11 protein-coding genes and 2 pseudogenes are annotated in these 15,489 nt (G+C 51.2%); 11 read left to right on the top strand and 2 right to left on the bottom strand.

Annotation, left to right across the window (positions count from 1 at the left end; translation table 11 throughout):
- Positions 1 to 480: 480 nt before the first annotated feature.
- The 7 genes and pseudogenes from U8U68_RS04275 to U8U68_RS04245 form a co-directional block, all read left to right on the top strand.
- Positions 481 to 792: pseudogene (locus U8U68_RS04275) on the top strand (relaxase/mobilization nuclease domain-containing protein); the annotation flags it as partial.
- A 261-nt stretch (positions 793 to 1,053) separates the two neighbouring features.
- Positions 1,054 to 1,257, top strand: coding sequence for a hypothetical protein (locus U8U68_RS04270; RefSeq protein ID WP_322199597.1), 204 nt, complete (start codon positions 1,054 to 1,056; stop codon positions 1,255 to 1,257).
- A 128-nt stretch (positions 1,258 to 1,385) separates the two neighbouring features.
- Positions 1,386 to 1,580, top strand: coding sequence for a hypothetical protein (locus U8U68_RS04265; RefSeq protein ID WP_322199596.1), 195 nt, complete (start codon positions 1,386 to 1,388; stop codon positions 1,578 to 1,580).
- A gap of 214 nt (positions 1,581 to 1,794) precedes the next feature.
- The gene (locus U8U68_RS04260; RefSeq protein ID WP_322199595.1) at positions 1,795 to 2,079 is read left to right on the top strand and encodes a hypothetical protein; all 285 of its coding nucleotides are present in this window, start codon (positions 1,795 to 1,797) and stop codon (positions 2,077 to 2,079) included.
- 111 nt (positions 2,080 to 2,190) lie between these two features.
- Positions 2,191 to 2,774, top strand: a pseudogene (locus U8U68_RS04255) (recombinase family protein).
- Entirely contained in the window at positions 2,743 to 2,883 is a 141-nt protein-coding gene (locus tag U8U68_RS04250; RefSeq protein ID WP_322199646.1) for a hypothetical protein, read from the top strand. The pseudogene U8U68_RS04255 and the gene U8U68_RS04250 overlap by 32 nt, the downstream one beginning before the upstream one ends.
- Positions 2,873 to 3,373, top strand: coding sequence for a hypothetical protein (locus U8U68_RS04245; protein ID WP_322199594.1), 501 nt, complete (start codon positions 2,873 to 2,875; stop codon positions 3,371 to 3,373). The genes U8U68_RS04250 and U8U68_RS04245 overlap by 11 nt, the downstream gene beginning before the upstream one ends.
- A 54-nt stretch (positions 3,374 to 3,427) precedes the next feature.
- Here U8U68_RS04245 and U8U68_RS04240 read toward each other — a convergent pair whose 3' ends face one another.
- Positions 3,428 to 3,631 (bottom strand): hypothetical protein, encoded by a 204-nt coding sequence (locus U8U68_RS04240; RefSeq protein ID WP_322199593.1) that lies wholly within the window; start codon positions 3,629 to 3,631, stop codon positions 3,428 to 3,430.
- Between the two features lie 173 nt (positions 3,632 to 3,804).
- On the opposite strand from U8U68_RS04240, the gene U8U68_RS04235 reads away from it, so the two are divergent.
- The 4 genes from U8U68_RS04235 (at position 3,805) to U8U68_RS04220 (ending at position 14,122) form a co-directional block, all read left to right on the top strand.
- Positions 3,805 to 4,419, top strand: a complete 615-nt coding sequence (locus U8U68_RS04235) for a recombinase family protein (protein ID WP_322199592.1) — start codon at positions 3,805 to 3,807, stop codon at positions 4,417 to 4,419.
- A gap of 457 nt (positions 4,420 to 4,876) precedes the next feature.
- The gene (locus tag U8U68_RS04230) at positions 4,877 to 10,339 is read left to right on the top strand and encodes a hypothetical protein (RefSeq protein WP_322199591.1); all 5,463 of its coding nucleotides are present in this window, start codon (positions 4,877 to 4,879) and stop codon (positions 10,337 to 10,339) included.
- Between the two features lie 101 nt (positions 10,340 to 10,440).
- The gene (locus tag U8U68_RS04225) at positions 10,441 to 10,956 is read left to right on the top strand and encodes a hypothetical protein (RefSeq protein ID WP_322199590.1); all 516 of its coding nucleotides are present in this window, start codon (positions 10,441 to 10,443) and stop codon (positions 10,954 to 10,956) included.
- A gap of 13 nt (positions 10,957 to 10,969) precedes the next feature.
- The gene (locus U8U68_RS04220) at positions 10,970 to 14,122 is read left to right on the top strand and encodes an S-layer homology domain-containing protein (RefSeq protein ID WP_322199589.1); all 3,153 of its coding nucleotides are present in this window, start codon (positions 10,970 to 10,972) and stop codon (positions 14,120 to 14,122) included.
- A 275-nt stretch (positions 14,123 to 14,397) separates the two neighbouring features.
- On the opposite strand, the gene U8U68_RS04215 is transcribed toward U8U68_RS04220, so the two are convergent.
- Positions 14,398 to 15,363 carry a zinc-binding dehydrogenase gene (locus U8U68_RS04215; protein WP_322199588.1) on the bottom strand — a complete coding sequence of 322 codons (966 nt, stop codon included), beginning with the start codon at positions 15,361 to 15,363 and terminating at the stop codon, positions 14,398 to 14,400.
- Positions 15,364 to 15,489 lie beyond the last annotated feature (126 nt).

Raw genomic sequence — 15,489 nt, 5'->3', positions numbered from 1 at the left:
AAAACTTGAAATTACTTAAGGCAACCCCGCACCATTCGCGGCTGGAGCCTTAAGCACCGTCTTGCTTGCAGATTTTCCGTGATAGGGCACAGCTTTCGCTTGTCAATCTGTACACTCTGAAGAAAAATCTGACTGCGCAATACGGTACTTAGAATTGTGCGGTGTTGCCTTAAAGCATGGTTCGTTCCATTACATCTATCGCCGGAGAAATCGCGCTGACGTTTTCCCTGTTTATTTCTGCCGGTGAAAGTACGGACTTAAAATAGATTTACTCCCACAGAAAAAGTAGGAGTATGTAATGCCGCCAATCCCACACAAAACGGATTTCTTTTTCAGATGGTAGCGGTCACGCTTGGATATACTTTCTCATTTCTTTTCTGCCTTAACCTTTTCCCTTGCAACCGAAACAGACTTCTGGACAGCAGAAGCGGTGCAATGCTCCATCCCGCCAATCTGATAAAAATTGAAATCATGCTCGTAATAGAGCAGGCGGCAAAGACCATGAACTTCCTGACAGAGTATGGCATCGACGCCTATCCTGATTTGGAAAGCCGGGTAGCGGAGATCAGCGCCGCCAGTGAGGAAGCCGCCGCCGCGCTGAAAACGGCGGCGCGGCGTTTGGGAGAAATGGCCGTGCTGATAAAGAACATCAGCACCTACAAGCAGACCCGACCCGTGGCGGTGGACAAGGCCCGGTTCCGGCAGGAGCATGAAAGCGCCCTGATACTGTACGATGGGGGCCGTGCCTTGCGAGAGGGCGGCGTGAAGAAACTGCCCGATTTGGCCGCGCTCAGTCCGTAGCCCCGGATCAGCATGGTGGTTTGGATCACCAGGAAATACCGAGGGGACAGCATACTGGCGTCGGCCAGCTCTGTGACCGAGGCGGTCCTGCTGCCGGTGATGATGTCCTTGGCAACCCCGAAGCAGACATAGGACATGGCGTCCAAATACCGGGGCTTCATGGCGGCGATGTCGATCTCGTTGGTACCGATGTGATTCTCAGCTTGGTGCCGGAGCCTGGGGTCAGCCATCAAAGCAACGGGCGTTGCCCTTATGCTTCAAAAGAGCCGCGGCAATCCTCAAAAAATGAATGATTCAGAAACAGGAATATTTCTGAATCTTGATCTTGGCGACTTGGCGAAGCCAACGTCGACAGCCCTTGTGGTACTTGATTTCTTTCTCAAACAGCACGCCGTGCTTATCGTTTCGGAAGATCATCCCTACGGCCCTTTTCCTCATCCTCTTTTAGTGCTGTAAATCGTATAGACGGTCTCACCATTGAGCCTTACAGAGGAAAGGATCGTGGTATTGGCAGGTGTATTCAAGGGAGCCTTGTCTACGGACCGCTCCCCGCCAATGGCCTGCCCATAGCCGCGGCTCTGCACTTGATCCGATCGGGTTTCCTGGGGCTTGCCAACACCTTTGAGCGCCTGAGCGGCACGACCGCCAGACTGCGGACGAAGATTCCTGATTTAGACAAGGCTTCCCAGGGTCGGGAATCTGTCAGGGACAGAATTCAGGGCCTGAAACGGCAGAGCGCTCCCGGCAGGACGCGGCAGATGGGGGAGGTGGAAATCTAAACGATAAACAAGAGGGCTGTGGGAAACCACAGCCCTTTCCCATGTCCCCGGCTGCGGGCGGGGGTAGGGGAAAGGGCTTGAACGCCCGAAAAGAAAGGAGAGATGTACATGAATATTCATTAAATGGGAGCACAGCGTTCTTTATAGGCAGGAAACCAGAGCGTATGCGCTTTGCGGATGGGAGAGAGGTTCTGTTAAAACATGGCGGCAGGCCATGCAAATGATTTTGCAGGACTGTAACGCTGACCTGGCCTGTCACGAAAATCTGTTGCGCCTGTGTGATACCAGCATGATCGGCGGAAGAAAGAGAGGCATTTTGTGCAGCGACCCTGCGGAAATGGACAGCCCTATGCAAATTGGTGATTCTCTCTATTTTGAGGGCCATTTCGGCACAGAATATCTACTGCTAATGACGCGCCGAACGCTGGAATGGGTTGGGTATGATTATACAGCCATACGCTTTCAGCTTAGAGAAAGGGAACTGGATTTGTCTTTATAAGAATCATCCGACAACTGCGATTTCCCAAAAGACGGTCGGTAAGCGGTAAAATAGATGGTAGCCTCCTACCGGCATGGGGGCTGTGGTAAATAAGATAAGGGAGTGTTGCATATGGTTTACGGTTACATCCGCGTGTCCAGTACCGACCAGAATGAGGACCGCCAGCGAATTGCGATGGAGGCAAAGAATGTGCCCAGGAAGAACGTCTACATAGACAAGCAATCGGGCAAAGACTTTGACCGTCCGCAGTACAAAAAACTGGTGCGCAGGCTCAAACCGGGTGATACGGTCTATGTCCTGAGCATAGACCGGCTGGGGCGCAACTACAAGGATGTGCAGGAACAGTGGCGAGTCCTCACGAAAGAGAAGGGCGCAGATATTTGCGTGATCGATATGCCCCTGCTTGACACCCGCACGGCGAAGGACCTGATGGGAACTTTTATTGCCGATTTGGTGCTGCAAATCGTCTCCTTTGTGGCGGAGAATGAGCGGGCCAACATCAAGAAGCGCCAGGAACAGGGCATCGCCGCGGCGAAAGTCAGGGGGGAAATTCGGCCGTGTCCGTGCCAGACAACTTTGTGGAGATAGTGCGCCAGTGGGATGAGCGGGTAATTACCACAAGCGAGGCCACACGGCTTTGCGATATGAGCCGGGCTAATCGTCTTGTTCCGCTGGAACCGCATCTATCCATCTGACGTGAAGTTCCCGATCAAGCTGGACCAGGGGCAATGGCACCGCGTTTCAACAGAGGATTTTCTGGGCAGTTCTCACGAAAAAATTACCATGGAGGTCTATGCAAAATGAAATGAAGTCTGAAATTCTTACTGAGCTGGCCCCGGAGATTGACAAAATGTTTCCCGACTACTCCATCTACCCTGAGTGCAACTATGCCATTGGCTATTTCACCAGAGGCTGTCCGAACCGTTGTAAGTGGTGCATCGTGCCAAAGAAGGAGGGCAATATCCGGCCCTATCGGGCATGGCAGGACCTGGTTCGGCCAGACACGGACAAGCTGGTACTCATGGACAACAATATTCTGACCTGCGAGTACGGTATAGAGCAGTTGGCGGGGCTGATCGGCAGCGGGGATAGGATTGACCTTAACCAGGGCCGGGAAGCACAATTCCCCAGCCCTGGTTTGCTCATTTATCACGATATCGTATCACCGAGCGTTGCCGGAATTTCTTTCCGATCTTCCGCCTCTCCAGCGCGAAAACCATATCGCCGGTACGCTCAAAGAATCCGGTTCCTTTCAGTCAGCTCATGCCGCATTTGCAATGGTAAAGCCCAATAAACAGCTGCGTCATTTTGCGGCTGCCATTCGGGCATATCCGCTGGGACGCGCCCACTATTCATCCATGTCGATGCAAAGTTTTTCAGCCACTTCCTCCGGAGAAAGTCCCGCTTCCTTGGCCTTTGTCAGCACTGCCCGCATGGAGATGGGATGGAGCAATTTCTGCTTTTGAGCCTCTAAGCGTTCGATTTCAGCTTTCTTTTTCGCGATCTTCCGCTCGATCCATTCAATGCGCTCTTCTTTTGTTTTTGCTGCCATGATTAACACCCCGTTAACGGATTTCCTACGTTATACTGAAGAAAATCTCAAAAGTAAATGCAAATATAGTGATAGAGTGTAAAAAGTTTTGGCACCGTTTGTATTGGCAAAAACATCCGTTATCTAGTACAATAGGCGCATTTATTATATAGAAATCGAAAGGAGCCCTACCTATGAACGCATACGGCTACATACGAGTATCAAGCACTGACCAAAATGAGGACCGGCAGCGCGTTGCGCTAAACGCAAAAGAGATCCCGCCACGGAATATTTATATGGACAAGCAATCCGGCAAGGATTTCAAGCGGCCACAGTACCAGCGCCTGGTCAAGGAATTGAAGCCCGGCGACCTGCTCTATATTTTGAGCATTGACCGTCTGGGCCGCAATTATAAAGAAATCCAGGAGCAGTGGCGCATCATCACAAAAGAAAAAAACGCAGACATCTGCGTGATCGACATGCCCCTCCTGGACACCCGCACCGCCAAAGACCTGATGGGAACCTTCATCGCCGACCTGGTTCTGCAAATTCTCTCCTTTGTGGCGGAGAGCGAGCGGGTCAACATCAGGAAACGTCAGGAGCAGGGCATTGCCGCGGCAAAAGCCAGAGGTGTGCGGTTCGGTCGGCCGGAGAAACCGGTACCCGAGAATTTCGGGGAAATTATTCGTAAGTGGGAAAGAGAAGAGCTGGAGCTAAAGGATATTCTCCAGCTATGTGATATGAGCGACGCCACGTTTTACCGGCGGCTGAGGAAGTTCCGGGCGGCGAAAGTAACAAAGGGTAGATGAAAAGGCTGTCAAAAAGTGTGCTTTTTGATAGTTTCTGCTCTCTCGGTTATTTTACCACGTATCCGCCTGGATTTCAATACCATTATTAGATTTTTGTTCTATCTCCTACATAAGAAATCTCCTCAAAACCACGAAATACGCCCAGTATCAAAATGTACGCCTTTTGCCGCTTGGGAGCCAATCTGGGACCCTCAGGGCAGGCGAGAGATGCTTTTCAGCAAAAGCTCTAGTGAGGTAGCAGGCCCCGTGGGTGTCTCCTTCCGTCAAGCTTAAACAGGCTCTATTTATAATGTAATGCGAGGAACCGCCTTACGGACCCGGTTACCACAAAAAAAGGAGGTGAAAGTTCACGGCATATGTCCTCATACCGCTTAGTATGCTATGGACTATGCTGCGGTGGGCATTCACAAGAGTGATAAGGCTGCCCAGCGAAAAAACAGAAAAATGGAGGTCCATCATGAAAACCAGTAGAAAACTGATTTCAGCTGTTTTGGCATGTCTCATGCTTCTGTCCATGTTCCCAATGGCGGCCTCTGCCGAGGATATGGACCCAGAAACCTGTACACATGCATATGAGCTGAAAAGCACACTGAAACAGCCGACCTGTACGGCGGCTGGCATTGGCAAGTATGTTTGCACGCTCTGTGCCCACAGTAAGTACGATTCTGTTCCAGCAGCGCACACAAAGCCGGAGACCGGAGTCACGACCACTCCGGCTACCTGCGGCAAGGATGGCTCTGAGAGCTATACGTGCGTAAAGTGCGGGGAAACTGTGACCAGTGCAATTCCTGCTACAGGTGAGCACACCTGGGAAGATGGCTATATTGATGCAACGTGCACAAAGAACGCCAAAGCTGGCGAAATGTGCTCGGTATGTGGAGCGCCAAAGGGTAATATGGAGGAAGTACCCGGTACCGCCACGGGCCATTCTTTGGTGCTAGACACCACCAATCCCAGCTACAAGGCAGTTACTTGTACCGAAGATGGTTTGAATACCATGAAATGTTCAAAGTGCGACTACACGAAGGATGAAGAAGTACGAGCGAACGGCCATGACTGGAAAGACAGCGAAGATCCAAACGATCTTGTTGAGGCTGATTGCGAAAATGCTGCCGGTATCAAGCAGTATTGCACAAAGTGTGATGCGACACAGGTGAACCCGTTTGAGGGCGAGCTGGCTGTCCCAGCAAAAGGCCACAAAGGAGTTGAGATTCCCGCAGTACCTGCCACTTGCACAGCAGGTGGGAAAAGCGCAGGAAAAAAGTGTTCTGTCTGCAACAAAGTTCTTGAAGCCCCCACGGACACACCAGCGCTTAGCCACGAATATGCAGCTGACGATGAGGGGCAAAAAAAGGATGTTGAAGCCGCAACCTGTATAGCAGGTGAGTCATACAAGCTCTATAAAACCTGCACCCGGTGCGAGGAGGAAATTCTTGTAGAGACTGTCGTTGGGGACGCGAGTGGTGCGGACCAAAACGCGCACAAGAAAGTGACAAAGGGCAATCCTTTGAAACCCGCCACCTGCACCACCTCCGGCATTGCCAAGTATGAGTGTGAACTGTGCCACAAGGATTTAGGTTATCAGACCCTTGAAGCCCAGCACACATATGGCAAACCGGTTGTGACAGACGCCACCTGTACTGAGGCTGGTTCTAAGGTATACACCTGCTCAAAGTGCGTGGAGGGTACGGAAGGACACACTAAAGAGGAAATGATTTCCGCCACAGGCCATAAGTGGGGCGAGACTGGAACGGGTACAGTGGTAAAGGCCGCAACCTGCGGCACAGCTGGCCAGGAAACCCTTTCGTGCCTAAACGGCTGCGGAGAAACCAAGACTGGCGAACTTCCCGCTACTGACGAACACAGCTATATTGAGACGACCACTCCAGCGACATGTACTGAAAAGGAGAAGGCCGGTTGGTTCTGTGAAGACTGCGGAAAGGCAAAGCCTGGTGAAGAGGTGGTCGAGTTTGGAGAGGCTCTGGGTCACGACATGCAGGTAGATACCACAAATGCAAACTACCAAGCTGCAACCTGCACCACAGGCGGTGCGGATACGCTCAAATGCTCGCGTTGTGACCACACAGAGACACAGACAACAACCGCTCTTGGCCACGCGTGGAACGATGGCGTGTATCAAGCCGCAAACTGCGAACATGCGGAGGGCGTTCTGAAGTCCTGTACACGTAATGGCTGTGACGACACCGAATTTGAACCCTTCCCCGATGATCTTGGTGAGGCCAAGAAAGATCATACTTTGGTTGACATCCCCGCAAAAAAGCCTACCTGCACAGAAACCGGTACCACAGGCGGCAAGAAATGCTCTGTGTGCGGGACTGTAACTGAAGAGCCAACAGAGGTAGAGGCCAAAAACCATGACTTCACTGGCGTTGAGGCAACGGAAGAAGTCGAGACACCCGCCACCTGCCAAGCCCCTGGTTCTAAGAAGGTATATAAAGTATGTAATACCTGCGGAGAAAAGGTGCAGCAAGGAGAAGCCCAAGAAATTGCTATTGATGAAAACGCCCATGATAAGGTAATGGTTGGCAGCGCTTTGAAAACAGCTAACTGTGCGACCAAGACCAACGGCATTGCCAAATATAAGTGCTCCATTTGCAACAAGGATTTGAGCTATCAGACCACTCCTTATACAGAGGCTCACCAGTATGGGGTTAATCCTGCTATAACTGATGCGACCTGTACAGCAGATGGTTCAAAAGTGTGGAGCTGCACCCTCTGCACCGCTGATGTGGAAGGACACACAAAGAGCGAAACCATCTCTGCCCTTGGGCATAACTATTCCGATACCCCTGACGCCTCAAAGAGTGAGGCTCCTACCTGCGGCGCGGCAGGCAAGAATGTATATGTCTGCGCGAATAACTGCGGGGTGGACAAGGAAGTTGAAGTTGAGGCCACAGGAGAACACACCTTCGAAGATGAGGTGATTCCTGCAACGTGCACAGAGCCAGAAAAAATTGGAGAGGTCTGCTCTGTATGCGGTGCCGAGGGCACAACTACAACGGTTGAAGGAAGCAGCCCCTTGGGACATGCGTTGGAAATCGATACCTCTGATCCCGATTACCAAGCCCCCACGTGCACAGAGAATGGTTCCGGCACAAAGAAGTGTACTCGTGAGGGCTGCGACTTCACAGAAACGACCGCCACAACGATTGAGAAGTTGGGTCATGATTGGGGCGACGACGAACTGGTAGAAGCTTCTTGCCAATCAGCCGCTGGAGTCAAGCAGACTTGTCAGCGTGAGGGCTGTGGTGAGACACAGGTGATTGAGTTCACAGGAGACTTGGCTGATCCGAAAAAACAACATACTCCTGTGAATGTGGAAGAAGTGCCTGCTACCTGTTCCGCTACTGGCACCTCTGCGGGCAAGAAATGTTCTGTCTGCGGCGAAGTGCTGGAAGGGTGTGAAGAAACTGAGAAGTTATCTCACACTCCTGGCGCAGCCGTTCGCGAGAACGAAGTTGCTCCTTCGGTAGGTGAAGACGGAAATACTGTCAACGGCAGTTATGATGAGGTAATTTACTGCACCGTATGTAATGCGGAAATTAGCCGTGAAACGACAGAAATCGTTCATGACGATGATAACCATACTTACACAAAGCTTCTGACTGAGCTTAAGAAAGCAAGCTGCACTGAGAACGGCATTGGCAAGTACCAGTGCTCCGCATGTACAGCTACCACGTATAAGACCGTAGAGGCTGGCCACGTGTGGGGCGAAGGAACCATTACCAAACAAGCCACCTGCGGTGAGGCAGGCGTGAAGACATTTACCTGCGAGCGTACCGGTGGTTGCACGGATTCCACTGCTGGCACAAAGACCGAGGAAGTGCCCGCGACCGGGGAGCACGACTTGGAGGATGTGACCACTGAGGCCGACTGCATTAATCCGGCTAAGGCTGGCAAACAGTGTAAAAACTGTGATTACTCCGAGGAGATGAAGCCGGTTGCTGGCTCCACAGCTCTTGGACACAATTGGGTGGACGATACGGATTCCAGCGAGAACCAGGCTGCTACCTGCATCGAGGGCGGCAAAAAGGCACAGAAGTGTACTCGTACAGGGTGCACGGAAACTCAAGTACTGGATACTGACGCTCTCGGCCATGAACCTGGTGAAGCGGAGTATGTCCCCGCCACTTGTACTGAGGGCGCAAAATCCGTTGTCAAGTGCACTCGCTGCAATGCAGCAGTCAGCGAAGATGACTTGAGCACTCTTGAACCCGCTACAAACCATGCAGGCACCACAGAGGAAAAGGCTGAAGTACCTGCCACCTGCACAACCGCTGGCACAGCCGCTGGTACTTTCTGCACCGCATGCAATCAGTTTGTAAACGGCGGCGCAGAAATCCCGATTGCCGAGGACGCCCATGATTGGAATGAAGGCGAGGTTACTACCGAACCCACCTGTACTGAAGCAGGCATAAAGACCTTTACATGCCAGAATAACTCGGAGCATACAAAAACCGAAGAAGTTCCCGCTGCCCATAAGTGGGGCGAGCCTGAGGTCACTAAGGAAGCTACCTGTACAGAAGATGGTGTGCAGAGCGTTACTTGCAGCGTTTGTGGCGCAAAGGATACCAGCCAAAAAATCGATGCTTTGGGCCATGACTTTGAAACCAATGAGCCTGAGGTCGTGGAATCCACCTGCACCGTAGCTGGCACCAGCACCATGAAGTGCTCACGCTGCGATGAAACGGATGTTACTAAACTGCCCCTGGCAGAGCATGACTTTGAAGAAACCTATCAAGAGGCAACCTGCACGGAGAATGCCAAAGCAGGCGAGATCTGCAAGGTGTGCAAGCAGGGCAAAGAAGGTGTCGGTTTGTTTGAGGTACCTAACTCTGCTCTGGGTCATAACTATGTTGTAGATACGGAACAGAGCACAGAGGCGACCTGTACAGAGGACGGTACAAAAGTCAGTGTTTGCTCACGCTGTGGTGACAAACAATCTGAGACTGTGACGGCAAAAGGTCATACACCTGGCACCCCCACTATGCAGGAGCCCACTTGCACTGAAAGCGGTAAGTCGATTACCAAGTGCACTGTGTGCGGTGAAGTGATACAAACAGAGGATCTGGGAGAGTTGTCGCCAGCCACAGGACACCAGAACACCACGCATAAGGACGCCGTCCCTGCTACCTGCAATTCCGTGGGCCACACGGCTGGTACCTGGTGCAACGATTGCCAGACCTTCACAGAAGGTGGCGCCGAAATCCCGATTGACGTAAATTCTCACGTTGCACAGATCACGAAAGTGTTGAAGCCTGCGACCTGCTCAGAAACGGGTATTGGCAAAGCTGTTTGCAAGTTCTGTGGTGCTGACATGAAGTATGTTCCCATAGAGACCATTCCTCACACCTGGGGAGCCCCTGTGACTGGCGCGGACGGCACGACAACTAAGACTTGCTCTGTATGCGGTGCTGTTGAAACTGTTACGGGCCAAGAGTGCCAGCACACAAATAAAGAGGTTATCCCCGCCGTTCCCCCCACTTGCAAGGACACGGGGCTGACAGAAGGGCTAAGGTGCGCCGACTGCAGTGAAACCCTTACCGCTCCGACAATTGTCCCCAAGACGGAAGATCATACCTGGGGCGCTGAATACACAGAAGAAATATTGGATGAAGATGGTCTGGAAGTAATTGGTTATGTCACCAAGCATACCTGCTCCGTCTGTGGGAAAATTGAAAAGGTTACAACCCGGTCCAGAGTTCCTGTACTTCAGCCCTCTCCTGCTGAGGAGCTGCCTGAGGAAACTTTCCCTGTGGAAGAGCTTCCCCAGGAAGATCCTGCTATAGAGGAAACTCCTACACTAGAAACGCCTTCTACCAATGAAAGTGTTCCGGAAATTCCGCAGGAGGAAGAAAGCCCCTCTGAGCTTTCTCCAGAAGAACAGGAAGCTGCATAAAGATCGACCATTTGCGTGGCGAACAGTAACCACGTATACTACGGAAATCGCGTTCGCCGGCGGGAAGTCCTGTCGGCGAACTGCGTAGTATTGGAGGTACTATGAACGGAAAACGGTTTGTGGCAATGCTTTTCTCGGCACTGTTTCTCCTCCTGGTATGCACAGCATGTCATACGGAAAATGCTGCGGAGGTCATTCCCCTTACAAGCGAAGAAAAGGATATCTTATCTCAGATGGGGGAGGACATACACGTAGTTTCTGACGAGGATTTCCCCCAAATTGTACCGGAAATCATAGCCCATTGCGCGGACTATACCGGACAGGTTTATCAGATGGAAGGGTTCTACACGGTAGAGAATGTGAACGGTGAGGAATCGCCCTATTTCTACCGAACCTTAGTAAACAATGGGGAAAAGACCATATGTGAGCTACCTATGAAGTATTTGGAGAAAGAGTTGCCCCTGGGGGCCTGGGTTCGAGTGACGGCCATTATCAATTTCAGCGATTTGGGCGGCGAGGAGTTCGCTACGCTGGAGGTAGTTGCCGTAGAATCTTTGGCTATGCCAAAGAAAACCGAATTACCCTGGAATGGCCCTAGCCACGAGCATGAACATTAGGGAGGTAACAAATTTGAAACCAAAAGGAATTATCAGAGTGCTGTCGGTACTTCTGGCAATTTTGCTCGTTTTGCCAGTAATACCGCTCCCACAAGGTATGGCCGCAAATGGCGATATCAAAATTACGTTTGATACCGTGAGTCAGATCACTGATGGTGAAAGAACGGAGCAACAAATAGCGCCAGGAAGTATTCCGTACGCGAAATTCAAGAGTTATCCGGTGGCAACCTTTGCAGGGAATGCCGCCTCATATCAGGGTAAAGAATGCGTCTGGAAAGAATGGCGGCTGTTATCAGAAAACCCTATTGCATTTGTGTACCCAAATGACAGGACTTTTGATGCAAATGTCACCTTGACACCGGGTTCCGTTAGCTTAAAGAGTGATGTCAACACAGTCACTTTCCAAGACGTAGACGGCCAAAACACCAACTGGACATTCTACCTGCTCAAGACAGAAAAAGATGGCTACAATGCCACTGCCTGGGCCCAAAAATTCCCCAAAACCACCTTGGCAGAGGGCGAAGTATGGGCCGCAAATGGCACTGAGGTAACTTCCAGCAGTGCGGTTCCTAATGCCGACGCCACCTACACCCGAGAGTATAAAGTGACCCTGGATAAAACGGCAATTAGTGGTGGCACAGAAACGGCTATTACCACCGGTAAGAAGATAACATTATCCACGCTGGATGCGATTACCGGCTACGATGTATCCTGGACCGATGCCTCCGGTAAAACAGTTTTTGGGGAGCAGACCATTGATAATGGCACTACCACCTTTAGAGCAGTCAAAACTCCAAAGCAGTACACCATTACCTGGAACGCTAACGGCGGGACTTTTGAAAATGGACAAACCTCCGCCACAACAAAGCAGACATATTATGCTGCTTTGGAATTCCCTGCAAACAACCCGACCAAAGAGAACTATACATTTGGGGGATGGTTTACTGCGGCAGAAAATGGGGAACCCGTTTCCAAGGTACAATATCAGCTTGCCGAAGATAAAACTTTCTATGCCCATTGGACTGATGCAAGTAAACCACAAATCAAGGTTACGATTGACCTGAACGATGGTACTTCTTCCACTTCGTCGTTTACTATTTCCAGCAACAATGATGCAAATTTTGCTCAAATAAAGGACCCTTCCCGAGAAGGGTACAAATTCCTGGGATGGAAATTGCAGCATGATGGAAGCGGTGACCCTCAAACAGAAAATTCGCAGGGAGTAATTAATGCGCTAAAGGTCGCAATTACTGCATTGGAATCAGGGATCGATAACTATACAATTACGGCCCAATGGGAACAAGAAACAACGGATCCATCGGAAACAATTACCATTACATTGAATCCCAATGGCGGCACAGTTACTCAAACCACAGTCACGGTGAAAAAGGGAGAAACATACCTGCTGCCCATTCCTACGTACACAGGGTACAACTTCCTGGGCTGGTACACAGATGAGGGCACTGAGGTGCCTCCAAACGGCACAGTTGGCGACACCATGCCAACAAAACTTACCGCGAAGTGGGAGCCCGCCAGCGTTGGAAAAGTAACAATCAAGGTTCCGCAAGGTGCTGTAATTGAAGATATTTATTTGCTGGACATCAATGGAGAACGTCCTAATCAGTCTCAGATTAAAGTGGATGGAACGAACGATGGTACTACCACTACGATTCCCGTTACCATCACTGCCTCAACCGGTGACTACAACCTGGTAGTCGAGGCCAAAAAGGACAACCAGACTTGGACAACTACCAAAAAGGTTACTCTGCCTTTGAAGCAGGCGGTGATTGATCTCGTTGACCCGAAACATGACATCCTCTTGAATATTGAGAGTCAGGGTGCCATTGTCAGTGGGCTAGAAAGTTTCTTGAGCGGTGTGTCCGGAGCGACTGAAATAGTGTTCACTGCAACCCAGAAAACCGAAAGTGCTCCCGGTGGTTCTGAAATTAAGCAAAAGGCAGCAGGAAAGAGCCTAAAGTTTATGGACTTTACCATAAAGAAGAACGATGCGGAGCAGAAAGAATCTCCCGAACTGCTTGAAATCACGATCAAAATATCCTCAGCATGGAAAAACATTGAGGTTTTCCGCTACCATAACAACCAGGTGGAAAAGCTTTCTGGCCAAGCCAATGGAGATGGAGAATTCTTCACCCAGAATGGCGATACGCTTACCATCCGTTCCAAGAAGTTCTCTACTTACGCCATTGCCTATAATGAGGAAACCGGAACTAAGCCCTCCAATCCCTCTCATGGTGGTACATGGTATCCCTCTGCGACTTACTACAGCGTAAAGACCGAAAAGCATGAGCATGGAACAGTAACCGCTAGTCCTAGCAGCATTTACTCCGGCGGGACTGTAACGTTGACAGTGAATCCGGAGAAAGGGTATAAGCTGGATAAGCTGGCAGTTACAGATAGCCAGGGTAAGACAGTGGAGCTGACTGAAAAGAATGGCAAATACATATTCAAAATGCCTAGCCGGAATGTGACCGTGAAGGCCGAATTTGTATCTGCTACCGCTCCTTCTCCCACTCCCACTCCAACCCCAACGCCTAGCGCTACGCCGGAGCCCACACCTACCCCTGATACCAGTCCAAGTCCTGCTCCAAAGCATCCATTCACAGATGTGAAGCAGGGGATCTGGTATGAAGAGGCTGTCCAATATGTGTTTACGAAAGGACTCATAAAGGGGACTACGGCCACCACATTTGGGCCTGATGTTCAGATTACCCGCGGCATGATTGTTACGATTCTTCACCGTATGGAAAACGAACCAAAAGTCAATTCTGCCAGTAAGTTTACAGATGTGAAGGATGGGAATTATTTCTGCGAGGCTGTAAAGTGGGCAACCGAAAACAAAGTAGTCAAGGGCTACGGTAACGGGAAATTCGGACCGAACGATCCGATTACCCGTGAGCAAATGGCGGCGATTTTGTATCGCTATGCGGAGTATAAGAGCTATGACATTAGCCAACAGGCCGATCTGTCCGCTTATGTTGACGCAGGTAAGCTGAGTAGCTATGCTGTCACACCTATGCGCTGGGCCAATGCCACAGGGCTGGTTAAAGGTATAACCAGCAATAAATTGGCTCCCGACGGGTTGACTAGGCGTTGCGAAGCAGCTACACTGTTTATGCGCTTTTCTCAAAAATTTGGAGAGAAATAAAAGCTGGCAATAACTTTGAAGCGAATCTTTGAAATACTGTGCTAAAGTGGATAGACTCTATCTGACTCATCGGGGCTGTCCCGAAATATGTGTAGTCGTGGTTAAGTGTGGAAAGACATATATGCCATGATTGCAATGTACCAAAGCAGGAAACCTTAGCAAGGGTGCGTTTTTCCGCCTCTACTGAGGTTTTTTGTTTTGCCATAATTCATTTGGCGTTATGGCAACACCGCACAATGCCAAGCACATATCTTTCCATCAGAAATTCCTCTCTGTCACCCGATCAAATAGGGCTCGCCGTCCAGCTGCTCCATGTCGATCATGGACTTCATGTGGTGGCCGTACTTTGTTTCCAGGTCTGCCTGGGCCTGGTCGAATTTGCTCATGGGATAGATCATGGTGGGCACGCCCTTGAAATTCCACGCGCCGCTGGCAAGCATTTCAGCGGCGTTGCGGGCGCCAGCGGCGGAAAGATCTGCCTGCCGGGGGTGGGTGGAGAGCATCTCAATGGCCTTGATGTTCAGCTGCTGCACATCCACCAGGCGCTTTTCTCCGGTATGGTACGCGCCCACACAGAGCTGGCCGCAGAAGGCCGTCAGGTTGATGGCCTCGTCCAGAGATTCATTGGTCTCTCCCCATTCCATCACCACTGGGAAATGGTCGCGGAATTTTTCCAGGGCTTCCTCTGGGGAACAGGCTTCGTCCGCGCCATACTTCAAAGCGTCCTGCCGGGAGCTCTCCCGAATGTCCACCGCTGCCACATAGCAGCCCCGGGCTTTCAACAGGCTGATGGCCCCGCAGCCCATGTAGCCGCAGCCCACCACGCATACCCGTGTGCCGGGCATGGGGCACTTCACCTTGCTCACGGCGGAGTACAGGCAGGCCAGGGGCTCCAGGGCGGCGTCGGTATCCTGCACGTTGTCTGCCAGCTTCACCACGGTTTCCGTTTTGGGGTTGGCCACGGCGAACTCCACCATGCCGCCCGCGCCGGGCAGGCTGCTGCCCCACAGTCCGGATACCCGGTCGCCCACGGCGTAGCCCTCCACATTCCTGCCCACTTCTACGATCACACCCACCGGCTCGTGGCCAAAGTTGCCGCCTTTATGCTTCCAGTCGTAGTGTTCTGAGTAGCACACGCCGCAATATTTCAGCTTGATCTTGACGGAATCGTCGTTCATACCGGGCTCGGCGACCTCTTTCACAAGGCTCTTTCCAGGTTCGATGGTAACGATTTTTTTCATGCTGGTCAGCTCCCTTTTCCATTGGATTTTTATAACTCCGGGGATGCCCGGCTTTTCTTTTCTGCCCACATTATAACAGGCGGCAGGCAGAAGCGGTGAGAACAAAACCAGCTAAAAAGGTGGACA

The sequence above is a fragment of the Acutalibacter intestini genome (assembly GCF_034334985.1).
In the GTDB taxonomy this organism is placed as follows: domain Bacteria; phylum Bacillota; class Clostridia; order Oscillospirales; family Acutalibacteraceae; genus Acutalibacter; species Acutalibacter intestini.
Note: the sequence above shows the minus strand (reverse complement) of the source record. Positions and strands in the feature narration are given on the sequence as shown.

Excerpts from the sequence above, each read along its gene's own strand:
- U8U68_RS04245 (WP_322199594.1), top strand. The coding sequence starts at position 2,873 with ATGCAAAATGAAATGAAGTCTGAAATTCTTACTGAGCTGGCCCCGGAG.
- U8U68_RS04230 (WP_322199591.1), top strand. The coding sequence starts at position 4,877 with ATGAAAACCAGTAGAAAACTGATTTCAGCTGTTTTGGCATGTCTCATG.
- U8U68_RS04240 (WP_322199593.1), bottom strand. The coding sequence starts at position 3,631 with ATGGCAGCAAAAACAAAAGAAGAGCGCATTGAATGGATCGAGCGGAAG.
- U8U68_RS04260 (WP_322199595.1), top strand. The coding sequence starts at position 1,795 with ATGCAAATGATTTTGCAGGACTGTAACGCTGACCTGGCCTGTCACGAA.
- U8U68_RS04270 (WP_322199597.1), top strand. The coding sequence starts at position 1,054 with ATGCTTCAAAAGAGCCGCGGCAATCCTCAAAAAATGAATGATTCAGAA.
- U8U68_RS04235 (WP_322199592.1), top strand. The coding sequence starts at position 3,805 with ATGAACGCATACGGCTACATACGAGTATCAAGCACTGACCAAAATGAG.
- U8U68_RS04225 (WP_322199590.1), top strand. The coding sequence starts at position 10,441 with ATGAACGGAAAACGGTTTGTGGCAATGCTTTTCTCGGCACTGTTTCTC.
- U8U68_RS04215 (WP_322199588.1), bottom strand. The coding sequence starts at position 15,363 with ATGAAAAAAATCGTTACCATCGAACCTGGAAAGAGCCTTGTGAAAGAG.